This window comes from Streptomyces sp. NPDC051582 (genome assembly GCF_040681715.1).
Taxonomy (GTDB): domain Bacteria; phylum Actinomycetota; class Actinomycetes; order Streptomycetales; family Streptomycetaceae; genus Streptomyces.
On record NZ_JBFAZJ010000009.1, the window covers coordinates 106,663 to 122,562 of the forward strand.

Annotated in this window: 12 protein-coding genes; 5 read left to right on the forward strand and 7 right to left on the reverse strand. The window is 69.9% G+C overall.

The genetic code is table 11. The features are described 5' to 3' along the window. Positions 1-59 precede the first annotated feature (59 nt). The 5 genes from tkt to pgl all read left to right on the forward strand — a co-directional run bounded on the left by tkt (position 60) and on the right by pgl (position 6,760). Positions 60-2,147 (forward strand): transketolase, encoded by a 2,088-nt coding sequence (gene tkt, locus AB0M92_RS14610; protein ID WP_366102479.1) that lies wholly within the window; start codon positions 60-62, stop codon positions 2,145-2,147. A gap of 35 nt (positions 2,148-2,182) precedes the next feature. After that, the gene (gene tal, locus AB0M92_RS14615; RefSeq protein WP_366102480.1) at positions 2,183-3,301 is read left to right on the forward strand and encodes a transaldolase; all 1,119 of its coding nucleotides are present in this window, start codon (positions 2,183-2,185) and stop codon (positions 3,299-3,301) included. Positions 3,302-3,312: 11 nt separating this feature from the next. Further along, positions 3,313-4,833 (forward strand): glucose-6-phosphate dehydrogenase, encoded by a 1,521-nt coding sequence (gene zwf, locus AB0M92_RS14620; RefSeq protein WP_030858966.1) that lies wholly within the window; start codon positions 3,313-3,315, stop codon positions 4,831-4,833. Next, entirely contained in the window at positions 4,830-5,891 is a 1,062-nt protein-coding gene (opcA, locus tag AB0M92_RS14625; protein WP_366102481.1) for a glucose-6-phosphate dehydrogenase assembly protein OpcA, read from the forward strand. The genes zwf and opcA overlap by 4 nt, the downstream gene beginning before the upstream one ends. Positions 5,892-5,977: 86 nt before the next feature. Further along, positions 5,978-6,760 (forward strand): 6-phosphogluconolactonase, encoded by a 783-nt coding sequence (gene pgl, locus AB0M92_RS14630; RefSeq protein WP_366102482.1) that lies wholly within the window; start codon positions 5,978-5,980, stop codon positions 6,758-6,760. Positions 6,761-6,830: 70 nt separating this feature from the next. Here pgl and pgi read toward each other — a convergent pair whose 3' ends face one another. The 7 genes from pgi to AB0M92_RS14665 all read right to left on the reverse strand — a co-directional run bounded on the left by pgi (position 6,831) and on the right by AB0M92_RS14665 (position 15,892). Further along, positions 6,831-8,486 (reverse strand): glucose-6-phosphate isomerase, encoded by a 1,656-nt coding sequence (pgi, locus tag AB0M92_RS14635; protein WP_366102585.1) that lies wholly within the window; start codon positions 8,484-8,486, stop codon positions 6,831-6,833. A 177-nt stretch (positions 8,487-8,663) separates the two neighbouring features. Continuing rightward, positions 8,664-8,999 (reverse strand): RNA polymerase-binding protein RbpA, encoded by a 336-nt coding sequence (locus AB0M92_RS14640; protein ID WP_010352468.1) that lies wholly within the window; start codon positions 8,997-8,999, stop codon positions 8,664-8,666. Between the two features lie 187 nt (positions 9,000-9,186). After that, a complete protein-coding gene (gene secG / locus AB0M92_RS14645; RefSeq protein ID WP_327285605.1) occupies positions 9,187-9,408 on the reverse strand; it encodes a preprotein translocase subunit SecG in 222 nt (73 codons plus the stop codon). A gap of 151 nt (positions 9,409-9,559) precedes the next feature. Further along, complete coding sequence (tpiA, locus tag AB0M92_RS14650) at positions 9,560-10,336, reverse strand: triose-phosphate isomerase (RefSeq protein ID WP_366102483.1); 777 nt, start codon at positions 10,334-10,336, stop codon at positions 9,560-9,562. Between the two features lie 6 nt (positions 10,337-10,342). Continuing rightward, entirely contained in the window at positions 10,343-11,554 is a 1,212-nt protein-coding gene (locus AB0M92_RS14655) for a phosphoglycerate kinase (protein ID WP_366102484.1), read from the reverse strand. Positions 11,555-11,698: 144 nt separating this feature from the next. Then, positions 11,699-12,706 (reverse strand): type I glyceraldehyde-3-phosphate dehydrogenase, encoded by a 1,008-nt coding sequence (gene gap, locus AB0M92_RS14660; RefSeq protein ID WP_366102485.1) that lies wholly within the window; start codon positions 12,704-12,706, stop codon positions 11,699-11,701. A gap of 231 nt (positions 12,707-12,937) precedes the next feature. Then, positions 12,938-15,892, reverse strand: a complete 2,955-nt coding sequence (locus AB0M92_RS14665) for a M14 family zinc carboxypeptidase (RefSeq protein WP_366102486.1) — start codon at positions 15,890-15,892, stop codon at positions 12,938-12,940. Between the last annotated feature and the right edge of the window lie 8 nt (positions 15,893-15,900).

Sequence of the window (15,900 nt, forward strand, 5' to 3'; positions counted from 1 at the left end):
GCGCCGGTGCACCGTTCGTCACCGGCTAACAGACATGTGGAGAGGAGCCCTGACCCACGGTGAGCACCAAGCCGACGACCACAGAGCTCGACTGGACCGACCTCGACCAGCGGGCCGTCGACACCGCCCGCATCCTGGCCGCCGACGCGGTCCAGAAGGTGGGTAACGGCCACCCCGGCACGGCGATGAGTCTGGCCCCCGCCGCGTACACCCTCTTCCAGAAGGTGATGCGGCACGACCCGGCGGACCCCGAGTGGGTCGGCCGCGACCGTTTCGTGCTTTCCGCGGGGCACTCGTCCCTCACTCTTTACACCCAGCTCTACCTCGGCGGCTTCGGCCTGGAGCTCGCCGACCTCGAAGCCTTCCGCACCTGGGGCTCCAAGACCCCCGGCCACCCGGAGTACGGCCACACGGCCGGCGTCGAGACCACCACGGGCCCGCTGGGCCAGGGCATCGCCAACGCGGTGGGCATGGCCATGGCCGCCCGCTACGAGCGCGGCCTGTTCGACCCGGAGGCTCCCCAGGGCACCTCCCCGTTCGACCACATGGTCTACGCGATCTCGGGCGACGGCTGCCTCCAGGAGGGCATCTCCCACGAGGCCTCCGCCCTGGCCGGCCACCAGAAGCTCGGCAACCTGGTGCTGCTGTGGGACGACAACCACATCTCCATCGAGGGCGACACCGAGACGGCCGTCTCCGAGGACACCCTCAAGCGCTACGAGGCGTACGGCTGGCACGTCCAGCGCGTCGCGCAGCAGCCGAACGGCGACCTCGACCCGAAGGCGCTGTTCGCCGCCCTGGCCGCGGCCAAGGCCGAGACCGGGCGTCCGTCCTTCATCGCGATGCGCTCGATCATCGCCTGGCCGGCCCCGCACGCCCAGGGCACCGAGGCCTCGCACGGCTCGGCCCTCGGTGACGACGAGGTCGCCGCCACCAAGCGCGTCCTCGGCTTCGACCCGGAGAAGAGCTTCGACGTCTCCGACGAGGTCCTCGCGCACACCCGCAAGGCGCTGGACCGCGGCCGCGAGGCCAAGGCCGCCTGGGAGAAGGACTACTCCGCCTGGCGCACCGCCAACCCGGAGCGCGCGGCCGAGTTCGACCGCATCAACGCCAACGAGCTGCCCGCCGGCTGGGAGGACAAGCTCCCCGCCTTCGAGACCGGCAAGGGCGTCGCCACCCGCGCGGCCTCCGGCAAGGTCCTCGAAGCGCTCGGTTCGGTCATCCCGGAGCTGTGGGGCGGCTCGGCCGACCTGGCCGGCTCCAACAACACCACGATCGACAAGCACTCGTCCTTCCTCCCGAAGGGCAACCCGCTGCCGGAGGCCGACCCGTACGGCCGTACGGTGCACTTCGGCATCCGCGAGCACGCCATGGCCGCGACCATGAACGGCATCGCGCTGCACGGCCACACCCGCATCTACGGCGGCACCTTCCTGGTGTTCTCCGACTACATGCGCAACGCCGTCCGCCTGTCCGCGCTGATGCACGTGCCGGTGACGTACGTGTGGACGCACGACTCCATCGGCCTCGGCGAGGACGGCCCGACCCACCAGCCGGTCGAGCACCTCGCCTCGCTGCGCGCCATCCCGGGCCTGAACGTGGTCCGCCCGGCCGACGCGAACGAGACCGTCATCGCGTGGCGCGAGATCCTGCGCCGCCACACCAAGGTGTTCGGCAAGGGCGCCCCGCACGGTCTGGCGCTGACCCGCCAGGGTGTGCCGACCTACGAGCGCAACGAGGACGCGGCCAAGGGCGGGTACGTGCTCTTCGAGGCCGAGGGCGGGCAGCCGCAGGTCGTCCTCATCGGCACCGGTTCCGAGGTCCAGCTCGCCGTCGCCGCGCGCGAGGCGCTGCAGGCCGAGGGCGTCCCGGCCCGCGTGGTCTCGATGCCGTCCGTCGAGTGGTTCGAGGAGCAGGACCAGGCGTACAAGGACAGCGTCCTGCCGCCGTCCGTCAAGGCGCGCGTCGCGGTCGAGGCCGGCATCGGCCTGACCTGGCACCGCTACGTCGGCGACGCGGGCCGGATCGTCTCGCTGGAGCACTTCGGTGCCTCCGCCGACGCCAAGGTGCTGTTCCGCGAGTTCGGCTTCACTCCCGAGGCCGTCGCCGCCGCCGCCAGGGAATCGATCACCGCCGCCGCGCGCTGACACCGGTACACGAACCAGTAGGAGATGCAATTCCCATGACAGACGCACTCAAGCGCCTCTCCGACGAGGGCGTGGCGATCTGGCTGGACGACCTGTCCCGCAAGCGCATCACGTCCGGCAACCTGGCCGAGCTCATCGACCAGTCGCACGTGGTCGGTGTCACCACCAACCCGTCGATCTTCCAGAAGGCGATCAGCAGCGGCGACGGCTACGAGCAGCAGCTCGCCGACCTCGCCGCCCGCAAGGTCACCGTCGACGAGGCCATCCGCATGATCACGACGGCGGACGTCCGCGACGCCGCCGACATCCTGCGCCCGGTCTACGACCGCACCGACGGCCAGGACGGCCGGGTCTCCATCGAGGTCGACCCGCGCCTGGCCCACAACACCGCGGCGACGATCGCCGAGGCCAAGCAGCTCGCCTGGCTGGTGGACCGCCCGAACACGCTCATCAAGATCCCGGCGACCAAGGCCGGCCTGCCGGCGATCACCGAGGTCATCGGCAAGGGCATCAGCGTCAACGTCACGCTGATCTTCTCGCTGGAGCGCTACCGCGAGGTCATGGACGCGTACCTGGCGGGTCTGGAGAAGGCCAAGGCCGCGGGCCTGGACCTCTCGCTGATCCACTCGGTCGCCTCCTTCTTCGTGTCCCGCGTGGACTCGGAGATCGACAAGCGCCTCGACTCCGTCGGCACCGACGAGGCGAAGGCCCTGAAGGGCAAGGCGGCCCTCGCCAACGCCCGTCTGGCCTACGAGGCCTACGAAGAGGTGTTCTCCTCCGACCGGTGGAACGCCCTGGAGAAGCACGGCGCCAACAAGCAGCGGCCGCTGTGGGCCTCGACGGGCGTCAAGGACCCGGCCTACAAGGACACCCTGTACGTGGTCGACCTGGTCGCCCCGAACACGGTGAACACCATGCCGGAGGCCACCCTGGAGGCCACCGCCGACCACGGCGAGATCACGGGTGACACCGTGCGCGCCACGTACGACCAGTCCCGCGCCGAGCTCGACGCGGTCGCGAAGCTGGGCATCTCGTACGACGATGTGGTGCAGCTGCTCGAAGACGAGGGCGTCGAGAAGTTCGAGGCGGCCTGGAACGACCTGCTGAAGTCCACCGAGGCGGAGCTCCAGCGCCTCGCCCCCACGGAGGCCTGAACACTTTGTCTGTGAACGGAGCGAACCCGCTTCGTGACGCACAGGACCGGCGGCTCCCGCGCATCGCGGGGCCGTCCGGCCTGGTCATTTTCGGCGTTACGGGTGACCTGTCGCGCAAGAAGCTGATGCCCGCCATCTACGACCTGGCGAACCGGGGGCTGCTGCCACCGGGCTTCTCGCTGATCGGCTTCGCCCGCCGCGAATGGGAGCACGAGGACTTCGCCCAGGAGGTGTACGAGGCCGTCAAGCAGCACTCGCGCACCCCCTTCCGGGAGGAGGTCTGGCAGCAGCTGGTGCAGGGCTGCCGCTTCGTGCAGGGCGATTTCGACGACGACGCGGCCTTCGAGACCCTCAAGTCCACGATCGACGACCTGGACAAGGCGCAGGGTACGGGGGGCAACTTCGCCTTCTACCTGTCGGTGCCGCCGAAGTTCTTCCCCAAGGTGGTCCAGCAGCTCAAGAACCACGGGCTGGCGCAGAAGGAGGGCTCCTGGCGGCGTGCCGTCATCGAGAAGCCCTTCGGACACGACCTGAAGAGCGCCGAGGAGCTCAACAAGGTCGTCCACGAGGTCTTCCCGCGGGACGAGGTCTTCCGGATCGACCACTACCTCGGCAAGGAGACCGTCCAGAACATCCTGGCGCTCCGCTTCGCGAACACGATGTTCGAGCCGATCTGGAACCGGTCGTACGTCGACCACGTGCAGATCACCATGGCCGAGGACATCGGCATCGGCGGCCGGGCCGGGTACTACGACGGCATCGGCGCGGCCCGCGACGTCATCCAGAACCACCTGCTCCAGCTGCTCGCGCTGACCGCGATGGAGGAGCCCGGCTCCTTCCACCCCAAGGCGCTGGTGGCGGAGAAGCTCAAGGTCCTCACGGCCGTCGAGCTCCCCGAGGACCTGGGCAAGCACACCGTGCGCGGCCAGTACTCGGCCGCGTGGCAGGGCGGCGAGAAGGTCGTCGGGTACCTCGAAGAGGACGGCATCGACCCCAAGTCGAAGACCGACACCTACGCGGCCATCCGCCTGGAGATCAACAACCGCCGCTGGGCGGGCGTCCCGTTCTACCTGCGCACGGGCAAGCGCCTGGGCCGCCGGGTGACCGAGATCGCCGTCGTCTTCAAGCGGGCCCCGTACCTGCCGTTCGAGTCGGGTGCGACCGAGGAGCTGGGGCAGAACGCCCTGGTCATCCGGGTCCAGCCGGACGAGGGCATCACGGTGCGTTTCGGCTCCAAGGTTCCGGGCACCTCCATGGAGGTCCGGGACGTGACGATGGACTTCGCGTACGGCGAGTCCTTCACGGAGTCGAGCCCCGAGGCGTACGAGCGGCTGATCCTCGACGTCCTGCTGGGTGACGCGAACCTCTTCCCGCGCCACCAGGAGGTCGAGCTGTCCTGGAACATCCTCGACCCGATCGAGGAGTACTGGGACAAGCACGGCAAGCCCGCGCAGTACCCGGCGGGTACCTGGGGGCCGGTCGAGGCGGACGAGATGCTCGCACGAGACGGACGGAGCTGGCGCCGGCCATGAAGATCGACCTCACGGAGACCACCTCCAGCAAGATCAACGCCGCGTTGGTGCAGGCACGCCGGGACATCGGCACGCCGGCCATCGGCATGGTCCTCACGCTGGTGATCGTGACCGACGAGGAGAACGCGTACGACGCGCTCAAGTCGGCGAACGACGCGTCCCACGAACACCCTTCGCGGATCATCGTCGTCATCAAGCGGGTCAGCCGCTCGGCTCGCAGCCGCCGCGACGCCCGTCTCGACGCGGAAGTCCGCGTCGGGGCGGACGCCGGCACCGGCGAGACGGTGGTGCTGCGCCTCCACGGTGAACTGGTCAACCACGCCCAGTCGGTGGTCCTCCCGCTCCTCCTGCCGGACGCGCCCGTCGTCGTCTGGTGGCCGGACGGTGCCCCGTCGGACCTGGCGGGCGACCCGCTGGGTGCGCTGGGGCAGCGCCGGATCTCGGACACGTACGCCTGCGAGAACCCGCAGCAGGCGCTCGGGCAGCGGGCCGCGGCCTACGCCCCGGGTGACACGGACCTGTCCTGGACCCGGATCACGCCGTGGCGTTCGATGCTGGCGGCCGCGCTGGACCAGCAGGCGCTCGTCAAGGTCGCCTCGGTGGTCGTCGAGGGCGAGGACGAGAACCCGAGCTGCGAGCTGCTGGCCATGTGGCTGGCGGACCGCCTCCAGGTACCCGTCCGGCGTACGGCCTCGCAGGGTCCCGGCCTGACCTCGGTCCGACTGGAGACCAAGGACGGGGACATCGTCCTGGACCGGGCGGACGGCTCGCTGGCGACGCTGTGCATGCCGGGACAGCCCGACCGCAACGTGGCGCTCAAGCGCCGTGACACGGCCGAGCTCCTGGCGGAGGAGCTGCGCCGGCTGGACCCGGACAACACCTTCGAGGCCGCGCTGAAGTTCGGCGTGGCCAAGCTGGCCGCGGAGGCCCCGGCCCCCGCTCCGGCCAAGGCCAAGGCCGCGCCCACGGACTCCCCGGAGACGGTGACCGGCCCCAAGGCCGACGCCGCGCCCGCGAAGCCGGCGGCGAAGCCGGCGAAGAAGGCCCCGGCCAAGTAGCACACCCCGGGCTCTGCTCCGGATCCCGGCCGCGGGATCCGGAGCAGAGCCCGGCACACCCACAACCGAAGGCGGCAGCCATGGGCATGACGACTCCCCAGGTCGTCGTCCACCGGGACAAGGAGCTGATGGCCCAGGCCGCAGCGGCCCGGCTCATCACCAAGATCGTCGACGCGCAGGCCGCTCGCGGCAGTGCCTCCGTCGTCCTCACCGGCGGCCGCAACGGCAACGGCCTCCTGGCCGCGCTGACCGCGGCCCCGGCCCGCGACGCCGTCGACTGGTCGCGGATCGACCTCTGGTGGGGCGACGAGCGCTACGTCCCCGCCGACGACCCCGAGCGCAACCACACCCAGGCCCGTGAGGCCCTCCTGGACTCCGTCCCGGTCGACCCGGCCCGCGTGCACGCGATGCCCGCCTCCGACGGCCCTTACGGGGCGGACGTGGACGCCGCGGCCGCCGCCTACGCGGCCGAGCTGGCCAAGGCCGCCGGGCCCGAGGACCATGGTCCGGTCCCCACCTTCGACGTCCTGATGCTGGGCGTCGGCCCCGACACCCACATCGCCTCGCTCTTCCCCGAGCACCCGGCCTCCCGCGAGACCGACCGCACGGTGGTCGGCGTGCACGGCGCGCCCAAGCCGCCGCCCACCCGGATCTCCCTGACCCTCCCGGCCATCCGGGCGGCCCGCGAGGTGTGGCTGCTCGCGGCGGGCGAGGACAAGGCCGGGGCGGTGGCCATCGCCCTCGGCGGCGCCGGCGGCGTCCAGGCCCCCGCCGCGCAGGCGTACGGCCGCTCCCGCACCCTGTGGCTGCTGGACCGCACGGCCGCGGCGAAGCTCCCGGCCGGGCTGTACCCGCCGCCCGCCTCCTGACCCTCGTACGGACGAAGGGCCCGCCCCCGGAACGGGAGCGGGCCCTTCGTCCGTGCTGTTCCCCGTGCCGTCAGCCGCGCCCGCGCAGCGTGCGGTACTCCGTCACGAGGGCCTTGGACGAGGCGTCCAGCCCCGGCACGTCCGCGCCCTCCGTCAGCGCCGGCTCGACCCGCTTGGCCAGGACCTTGCCGAGCTCCACGCCCCACTGGTCGAAGGAGTCGATGTTCCACACCGCGCCCTGGACGAACACCTTGTGCTCGTACAGCGCGATCAGCTGGCCCAGCACCGCCGGGGTGAGGTCCTGCGCCAGGATCGTCGTGGTCGGGTGGTTGCCCTTGAAGGTCTTGTGCGGGACCAGCGGCTCCGCCACGCCCTCCGCGCGCACCTCGTCCGCCGTCTTGCCGAAGGCGAGCGCCTGCGTCTGCGCGAAGAAGTTCGCCATCAGCAGGTCGTGCTGGTCCGCCAGCTTCGGCTCCAGCTCGCCGATCGGCCGGGCGAAGCCGATGAAGTCCGCCGGGATCACCTTCGTGCCCTGGTGGATCAACTGGTAGTACGCGTGCTGCCCGTTGGTGCCGGGCGTGCCCCACACCACCGGGCCGGTCTGCCAGTCCACCGGATTCCCGTCCCGGTCCACGGACTTGCCGTTGGACTCCATGTCCAGCTGCTGGAGGTACGCGGTGAAGCGGGAGAGGTAGTGGCTGTACGGCAGGACCGCGTGCGACTGCGCGTCGAAGAACGCCCCGTACCAGACCCCCAACAGGCCCATCAGGAGCGGCACGTTCTGCTCCGGCGGGGCCGTGCGGAAGTGCTCGTCCACCGTCCGGAAGCCGCCCAGCATCTCCCGGAAGGCGTCCGGACCGATCGCGATCATCAGGGAGAGACCGATCGCGGAGTCGAAGGAGTAGCGGCCGCCGACCCAGTCCCAGAACCCGAACATGTTGGCCGGATCGATGCCGAACGCGGTGACCTTCTCCTCGTTGGTCGACAGCGCCACGAAGTGCCGTGCCACGGCGGCCGTGTCACCGCCCAGACCCGCCAGCAGCCACTCCCGCGCCGATTCGGCGTTGGTGATGGTCTCGATGGTGGTGAAGGTCTTGGAGGCGATGATGAACAGCGTCTCGGCCGGGTCCAGGTCCCGTACGGCCTCGTGCAGGTCGGCGCCGTCCACGTTGGACACGAACCGCACGGTCAGGCCGCGGTCGGTGAAGGCGCGCAGCGCCTCGTACGCCATCGCCGGGCCCAGGTCGGAACCGCCGATGCCGATGTTGACCACGTTCTTGATGCGCTTGCCGGTGAAGCCGGTCCACTGCCCCGAGCGGACCTGCCCGGAGAAGGCCGCCATCTTGTCGAGGACCGCGTGCACCGCGGGTACGACGTTCTCGCCGTCCACCTCGACCACCGCGTCCTTCGGCGCGCGCAGGGCGGTGTGCAGGACCGCCCGGTCCTCCGTCGTGTTGATCTTCTCGCCGCGGAACATCGCCTCGCGCAGCGCGGCCACGCCCGTGGCCGCGGCCAGCTCGCGCAGCAGCTCCAGCGTCTCGTCCGTCACCAGGTGCTTCGAGTAGTCGATGTACAGGTCCCCGACCCGCAGCGTGTAGCCCGTTCCCCGGTTCGGATCCGCCGCGAACAGCTCGCGCAGGTGCGTCTGCCCCAGCTCTTCGCGGTGCTTGCCGAGCGCCATCCACTCGGGCGTCCGGTTGAGCCTCATCCGGCTGTCTGCGTTCATCTCGGACATCAACCCGTTTCTTCCTGTCCTGTCGTGCCCCGCCGATCACCAACTTAAGGGATCGAAGGGGGGTATGCCGGACAGCGCCTTCGGCGCGGGGGTACGCAAAGGGGCCCGGCCCGCTGGAGAAGACTCCTGCGGGCCGGGCCCCATGTCACACCGTCGCGCTTGCGTCCGTCAGATCTCGCCGCGCAGCTTGGCGAGCGCCTCGGCGAGGATCGCCTCGCCGTCGGCGTCCGACCGCCGCTCGCGCACGTACGCCAGGTGCGTCTTGTAGGGCTCGGTGCGCGGCGGAGCGGGCGGGTTGTCCCGGTCCTGGCCGGCCGGGAACCCGCAGCGCGGGCAGTCCCAGGTGTCCGGCACCTGCGCGTCGCTGGCGAAGCTCGGCTGCGTCTCGTGCCCGTTCGAACACCAGAAGGAGATGCGCAGGCGGGGCGCGGACTCGCCGCGCTCGGCCTCACCCATCGGCCCCGCTCCGACCCGACTGCCACGGATCGCGTTGCCACTTGCCACGGTCGTAACTCCCTGCGTGATGGTGCCGCGAAGCGTGAGTGGATTCCGCTGCGGGCGCCCCAGTCTACGTAAGGCCCAACGCACGTCCTTCACATGGAGTTACTCACTCCAGGCCGTGAACGCCGTCCTCATGATAGGCGGGGTGGAGCCGACCGGTCCGGCGGAATGGCCAGAATCGTCGGTTCCGCTACTTCAGCAGAATCCCGAGCGTCATGATGCAGGCGAACCAGAGCAGGCCGATCACGACGGTGATGCGGTCCAGGTTGCGCTCCGCGACCGAGGAGCCGCCGACGGAGGACTGCATGCCGCCGCCGAACATGTCGGAAAGGCCGCCGCCCTTGCCCTTGTGCATCAGCACGAGCAGCATCAGCAGGGCGCTGAAGACGATCAGGGCGATCGAGAACCCCATAATCACGGCTGATTCCTACTTTCTGGCTTTTCTGACTGTCCGGCTCTGCTTGACGTGCACGGGGGCCAGTGGCTGGTGGTTCAGCCTCCTGGCCCCCGCAAGGGTACGACGGATCCGTCCTACCGCATACTCACTGCGACGATCGCGCAGGTCACTGGTCGCGGAAGCGGACGATCTTCACGAATTCGTCCGCGTCCAGCGCCGCGCCGCCGATCAGGGCGCCGTCGACGTCGGGCTGGGCCATGATCGCCGCGATGTTGCCGGACTTGACCGAGCCGCCGTACTGGATGCGGACCTTGTCGGCCAGCTCCTGCGAGTAGAGCTCTGCGAGGCGGGTGCGGATCGCCCCGCAGACCTCCTGCGCGTCCTCGGGGGTGGCGACCTCGCCGGTACCGATCGCCCAGACGGGCTCGTACGCGATCACGATGGACTCGGCCTGCTCGGCCGGGAGGTCCCCCAGGCCGCCGTCGACCTGCGCGAGGGTGTGCGGGACCTGCCGGCCGGCCTTGCGGACGTCCAGGCCCTCGCCGACGCAGAGGATCGGGGTGATCCCGTGCTGGTAGGCGGCCTTGACCTTGGCGTTGCAGAGCTCGTCGCTCTCGCCGTGGTACTGGCGGCGCTCGCTGTGGCCGACGGCCACGTACGTGCACTTGAGCTTCGCGAGCATCGCGCCGGAGATCTCGCCGGTGTAGGCACCGGAGTCGTGCGCCGAGATGTCCTGGGCGCCGTACTTGATCTTCAGCTTGTCGCCGTCGACCAGGGTCTGGACCGAGCGCAGGTCGACGAAGGGCGGCAGGACCGCGACCTCGACGGCGTCGTAGTCCTTGTCGGCGAGGGCGAAGGCGAGCTTCTGGACGTGGGCGATGGCCTCAAGGTGGTTGAGGTTCATCTTCCAGTTGCCCGCCATCAGCGGGGTACGCGTGGTCATACGGGTTCAGACCTCCAGTGCGGCGAGGCCGGGGAGCGTCTTGCCCTCAAGGTATTCGAGGGAGGCGCCGCCACCGGTCGAGATGTGACCGAATGCGTTCTCGTCGAAGCCGAGCGTACGCACGGCCGCGGCGGAGTCGCCGCCGCCGACCACGGTGAACGCGCTGCTGTCGACGAGGGCCTGCGCGACGGCGCGGGTGCCTCCGGCGTAGTCGGGGTGCTCGAAGACGCCCACGGGACCGTTCCAGAAGACGGTCTCCGCGTCGGTGATCTTCGACGCGTACAGCTCACGGGTCTTGGGACCGATGTCCAGACCCTCCTTGTCGGCGGGGATCTTGTCCGCGTCGACGGTCTCGAAGACGGCCGGAGCCTTGGTCTTCAGGTCCGGGAAGTCGGCGGAGACCAGCACGTCGACGGGGAGGACCAGCTCGACGCCGGTCTTCTCGGCGCGCGCCATGTACTCCTTGACGACGTCCACCTGGTCCTTCTGGAGCAGGGAGATGCCGACCTCGTGGCCCTTGGCGTAGAGGAAGGTGTACGCCATGCCGCCGCCGATGAGGATGCGGTCGGCCTTGCCGAGCAGCTGGTCGATGACGGCGAGCTTGTCGGAGACCTTGGCGCCGCCGAGGACGACCACGTACGGACGCTTGACCTCGGCGGTCAGCTTCTTCAGGACGCCCACCTCGGCGGCGATCAGCTGGCCGGCCGCGTGCGGGAGGCGCGCGGGCAGGTCGAAGACCGAGGCGTGCTTGCGATGGACGGCGCCGAAGCCGTCGCCGACGTATACGTCGGCGAGCTCGGCGAGCTGGTCCGCGAAGGCGCCGCGCTCGGCGTCGTCCTTCGAGGTCTCACCGGCGTTGAAGCGCAGGTTCTCGATGACGGCGACCTGGCCGTCGGCGAGGGCGGCGACGGTCTCCTTGGCGGAGGAGCCGACGGTGTCGGTGGCGAACGCGACGTCCGCACCGAGCAGTTCACCGAGTCGCTTGGCGGCCGGAGCAAGTGAGAAGGCCGGGTCCGGGGCGCCCTTGGGGCGGCCCAGGTGCGAGGCTACGATCACGCGGGCGCCGGCTTCGGCGAGCTTCGCGATGGTCGGCTGCACGGCGCGGATGCGGCCGTCGTCGGTGATCGTGCTGCCCGAGAGCGGCACGTTGAGGTCGGCGCGGACGAAGACCCGCTTGCCGGTCACGCCCTCGGCGAGCAGTTCGTCGATCGTCTTCATGTGTTTCTACTCCTTATCCCCATACACGGGTTCTGCCGGTGCGGGGCCGATCGGTGGAGGCAGACGACAGGGCCCGTGCAGCGCTCCATCGCGCTGACCGGACCCTGTCCTCACATCTTGGTGCCTGGCCCTGCTACCTGAGACTTAGAGCTGACCGCCGACGAAGACGGTCAGGTCGACGAGGCGGTTGGAGTAGCCCCACTCGTTGTCGTACCAGCCGACGACCTTGACCTGCGTACCGTCCTGAACCATGGTCAGGGAGGAGTCGAAGGTGCAGGAAGCCGGCCAGTTCACGATGTCGGAGGAGACGATCGCGTCCTCGGTGTAGTCGAGGATGCCCTTGAGCTGGCCCTCGGCGGCCTTCTGGAAGGCCGCGTTGATCTCTTCCTTGGTGGTCTCGCGGGAGAGCTCCAGGACGAGGTCGGTGACCGAGCCGGTCGGGACCGGGACGCGCATGGCGATGCCGTCCAGCTTGCCCTTGAGCTGCGGGAGGACCAGAGCGGTGGCCTTGGCGGCGCCCGTCGAGGTCGGGATGATGTTCTCGGCGGCGGCGCGGGCGCGGCGCAGGTCCGAGTGCGGGAAGTCCAGGATGCGCTGGTCGTTCGTGTACGCGTGGACCGTGGTCATCATGCCCTTGACGATGCCGAAGTTCTCGTCGAGAACCTTGGCCATCGGCGCCACGCAGTTGGTGGTGCAGGAGGCGTTGGAGATGACGTGGTGGCTGGCCGCGTCGTACTTGTCCTGGTTGACGCCCATCACGATCGTGATGTCCTCGTCCTTGGCCGGAGCCGAGATGAGGACCTTCTTCGCGCCCGCGGCGATGTGCTTGGCGGCGTCGGCCTTCTTCGTGAAGATGCCGGTCGACTCGATGACGATGTCCGCGCCGAGCTCGCCCCAAGGCAGGTTCGCGGGGTCGCGCTCGGCGAACGTCTTGAAGGTGTTGCCGCCGACGGTGATGGTGTCGTCGGTGTGGGAGACCTCGGCCTTGAGGCGGCCCAGGATGGTGTCGTACTTGAGCAGGTGCACCAGGGTCGCGTTGTCAGTCAGGTCGTTGACACCGACGATCTCGATGTCCGCTCCCTGCTCAAGGAGCGCCCGGAAGTAGTTGCGGCCAATTCGGCCAAAACCATTGATGCCTACGCGGATCGTCACGAACCGATCTCCTCGTTGGTGCGCCGGCCTGTCCCGCCGGCGAGCTGTATGGGATGTCCCCGACCGCTTACGACCCTACCTCTCCGTGAGCTTGCGAGTGACATCGGCCGGGACCTGACACTCGCCCTGCCCCACGGGAGACCGCCTCCGTGGCCGGTACCCTGCGCTCGGCGCGGGACCCGGAGGACTTTGGCCCCCGTCACCCAGAGTGAGCGACGGGGGCTCGAATGATCAGTGGTGCAGCGACCTGAGCGCCTTACCGACGAGTACGGCTCGGTCCGCCGCCGTCGGCAGGTGTTCGAGGCCGAAGCCGAGGAGCACCGTGTCACGCGTAGTGACCGAGGCGTAGGACTTGAACAGCTCGCCGGACCGGGACCAATCGCCCGGGACCACGGGGCTTCCGGCGGGTGCGCCCTGAGCGGTCCAGGCACCCAGGGAGGTCTCGAACCCCTCCACGGCCTGGTCCGCTCCGGCGACGGAGACGCGCGCGTCGTCCGCGAAGAGGCCGCGACCGCCGGAGCCGCCGTCCGAGACGTAGGAGAGGGAGACCTCGACGGTCTTGCCCGCGTACGCGCTCAGGTCGAAGGCGACCTGCTTCCAGCCGTCGGAGGAGCCGGTGAAGCTGTTCCACCGGCCGCTCGTGCCACTGGCGGTGCAGCCGGTGCTGTCGACGGTCAGGTAGTGCTTGAGGAACGGGTGGCCGTTGACGTAGAACCCGGCCCCGCACTCGGCCGGGACGGCGGTGCCGGTCAGGCCGCCCGCCTCGGGCAGCGTGGTCCAGTCCTCGGCGCCCGTGGTGTGGGCCTCCAGGATCGCGTTGTCGTAGCCCGGCTCGGTGTTCCAGTTGAGGGCCATCTTCAGCTGCGGCTTGTCGGCGGCGGTGACCTGGGTCAGGTCGATGGTGCGGGTCAGCCGCTTCCACTCGTCGTCCTCGTGGGTGGCCGCGGCCATGCCCGTACCCGAGTAGGGGGCGTACGGATTCACGACCCCGGCGTACGAACCCGCCTGCGCGCTCTTGAACTGCGGGAACTGCGCCGCCGGCAGGGAGTCGGAGGTCACCGCGTAGGCGCCCGGGGCGTTGAGCGGGTTGCCCGCCGCGTCGCCCAGGCCGCCCTTGGCCCCGGCGAGGGCACCCGTACCGGTGAAGCCGGTCGCGCCGCCGGCGCTCGTACGGTTGTAGGCGCCGAGGTAGTACTGGCTGAAGTCGTCCGTCACGGCGCGGCCCACCTGGGCGTTGCCGCCCGCGAGCTCGCCGGCCTCGATCAGCTTGCCGCCCTCGTTGAGGAAGTCCCGTACGGCGAGCTGGGTGTCGCCGCCGGGAGTCTTGGCGCCGGTGTAGTGGACGGCCGTGCGGAAGTGGGAGAGCACCCCGAGGTGGTGCGGGGCGCCCTGCGCGGCCACGTCCCAGACCGCCGCGGACTTGCCGTTGGCGCGCAGGGCGTCGACGTACTCCTGCGCGTGCTGGGCCTTGGCGCCCTCCTCGGCGATCACCAGCACGTCGGCGCGCGGCCGCGCGGCCACCGTGTACGTGAAGTGCCCGCTGGAGACCTGCTTGCCGGAGCCGTCGCGGCCGGTGAACCAGACCTCGACCTTGTCACCCGGCTTGGCGCCGTCCACCTCGGCCCGGTACTCGTCGAACCAGATGTTGTCCTCGCCGCCGTAGACGTCGCCGCCCTTCCAGGCCTTGAGCCCGTCGTCGTGCGTGCGGCCGCCGTTGATGCGGAACTTGAGCTGCTTGTCCTTCAGCGCCTTGCGGGCGGTGACGGAGACGGTCTGGTCCTCGCCCTTGGCCACGTAGGAGGTGGTGAAGGGGTCGAGGGTGAAGTCCGCGGCGCTCAGGCCCACGGAGGACTTCGGCTGGTCCGGGTGGGCGGCGCTCTCGCCGACGGCGAGGGCGAACGGGACGTTCTTCGCGAACTCCGCCTGGATGAGCTTCTCGTCGTCCGGGAAGTTGAAGCCGGACTGGCAGTCCTCGGGCTTCCACCGGTCGTTCGGGTCGCTCGCGGAGGCCGTCTGGCAGGTGGTCATCTCCGGCGTGAACATCATGACGCCGTTGACGTTCGCGGCGTGGCCGTCCGCCTCGCCGTTGGTGGTGTAGAGCTCGGAGGAGATCTGCGGGTAGTAGCCCGGGATCGCGGAGTTCTCCGGGGTGCCGGCGAGCGCCCTGTAGGCGACGTCGTCGGGGGTGGGGGTGGCCACCTGCCAGCCCACGCCGTAGAGCAGCAGCTCGGAGGCGGAGTGGTAGTTGACGGCGTACTTGAAGCCGATGCGCTTCTCGAACTTGTCGAGGGCGACGGTCTCCGGCTCGGAGGAGGGCTTGGCGCCGCGATAGGTCTCGCTCGACTGGTTCGCCGAGGAACCCTCGTTGTCGTAACCCCACTTGTAGGTGAAGTTGCGGTTGAGGTCGACCCCGTCGCCGGTGGTGATCTTTCCGTCGCCGTTGTTGTCGCGCAGGTTCTTGCGCCACAGCCGGTCGCCGTCCGGTGAGTGCGTGTAGTCGTACCCGTCCGGGTTGGCGGAGAGCAGGAACCACAGCTCGGTGGAGTCCACCAGCTTGGTGATCCGCTGGTCCTTGCCGTAGTTGTCGAGGGTGTGGTGCATCAGCCGCCGGGTCATCTCGGGGGTGATCCACTCACGGGCGTGCTGGTTCGACATGTAGAGCACGGACGGCTTGCCGCCGTCCTTGGTGGTGCGGGCGTTCTTGGTGACCTTCAGGGCGAGGATGTCCTTGCCCTGGACGGTCTTGCCGATGGAGACCACCTTGGCGAGCCCGGGGTTGGCCTGGGCCGTCTTGAGGATCTCCTCCTGGAGCCCGCCCTTGCCCGTGTACGGGCGGAAGACCCCGTCGCCGGCGGTCTGGGCACGGGCCGCGTTCGCCGGGACCCGGTGCTCGGCGAGCTTGACGCCCTGCCCTGCGAGCTCCTTGGCCTGGTCGCCGGTGAGGAACAGCTCGACCTTGGCCGTGCCGCTCTCCGGGGCGCGCTCGGTGAGCTCGTGGGCGTCCTGGCCCGCGGCGAGGAGCAGCGGAATCTGCTCCTTGGTGACGTCAGCGTCGTAGACCCGGACCTCGTCTGCGCCGGGTGCGGCGTCGGTGGCGGGGCGGGCGTGGGCCGCCGGGACGGCGGCCAGTGTGGTTCCGAAGACGAGTGCGCTTGCGGCGAGGATCGATCTCGCGCGGTGCCTCATGTGCCCCC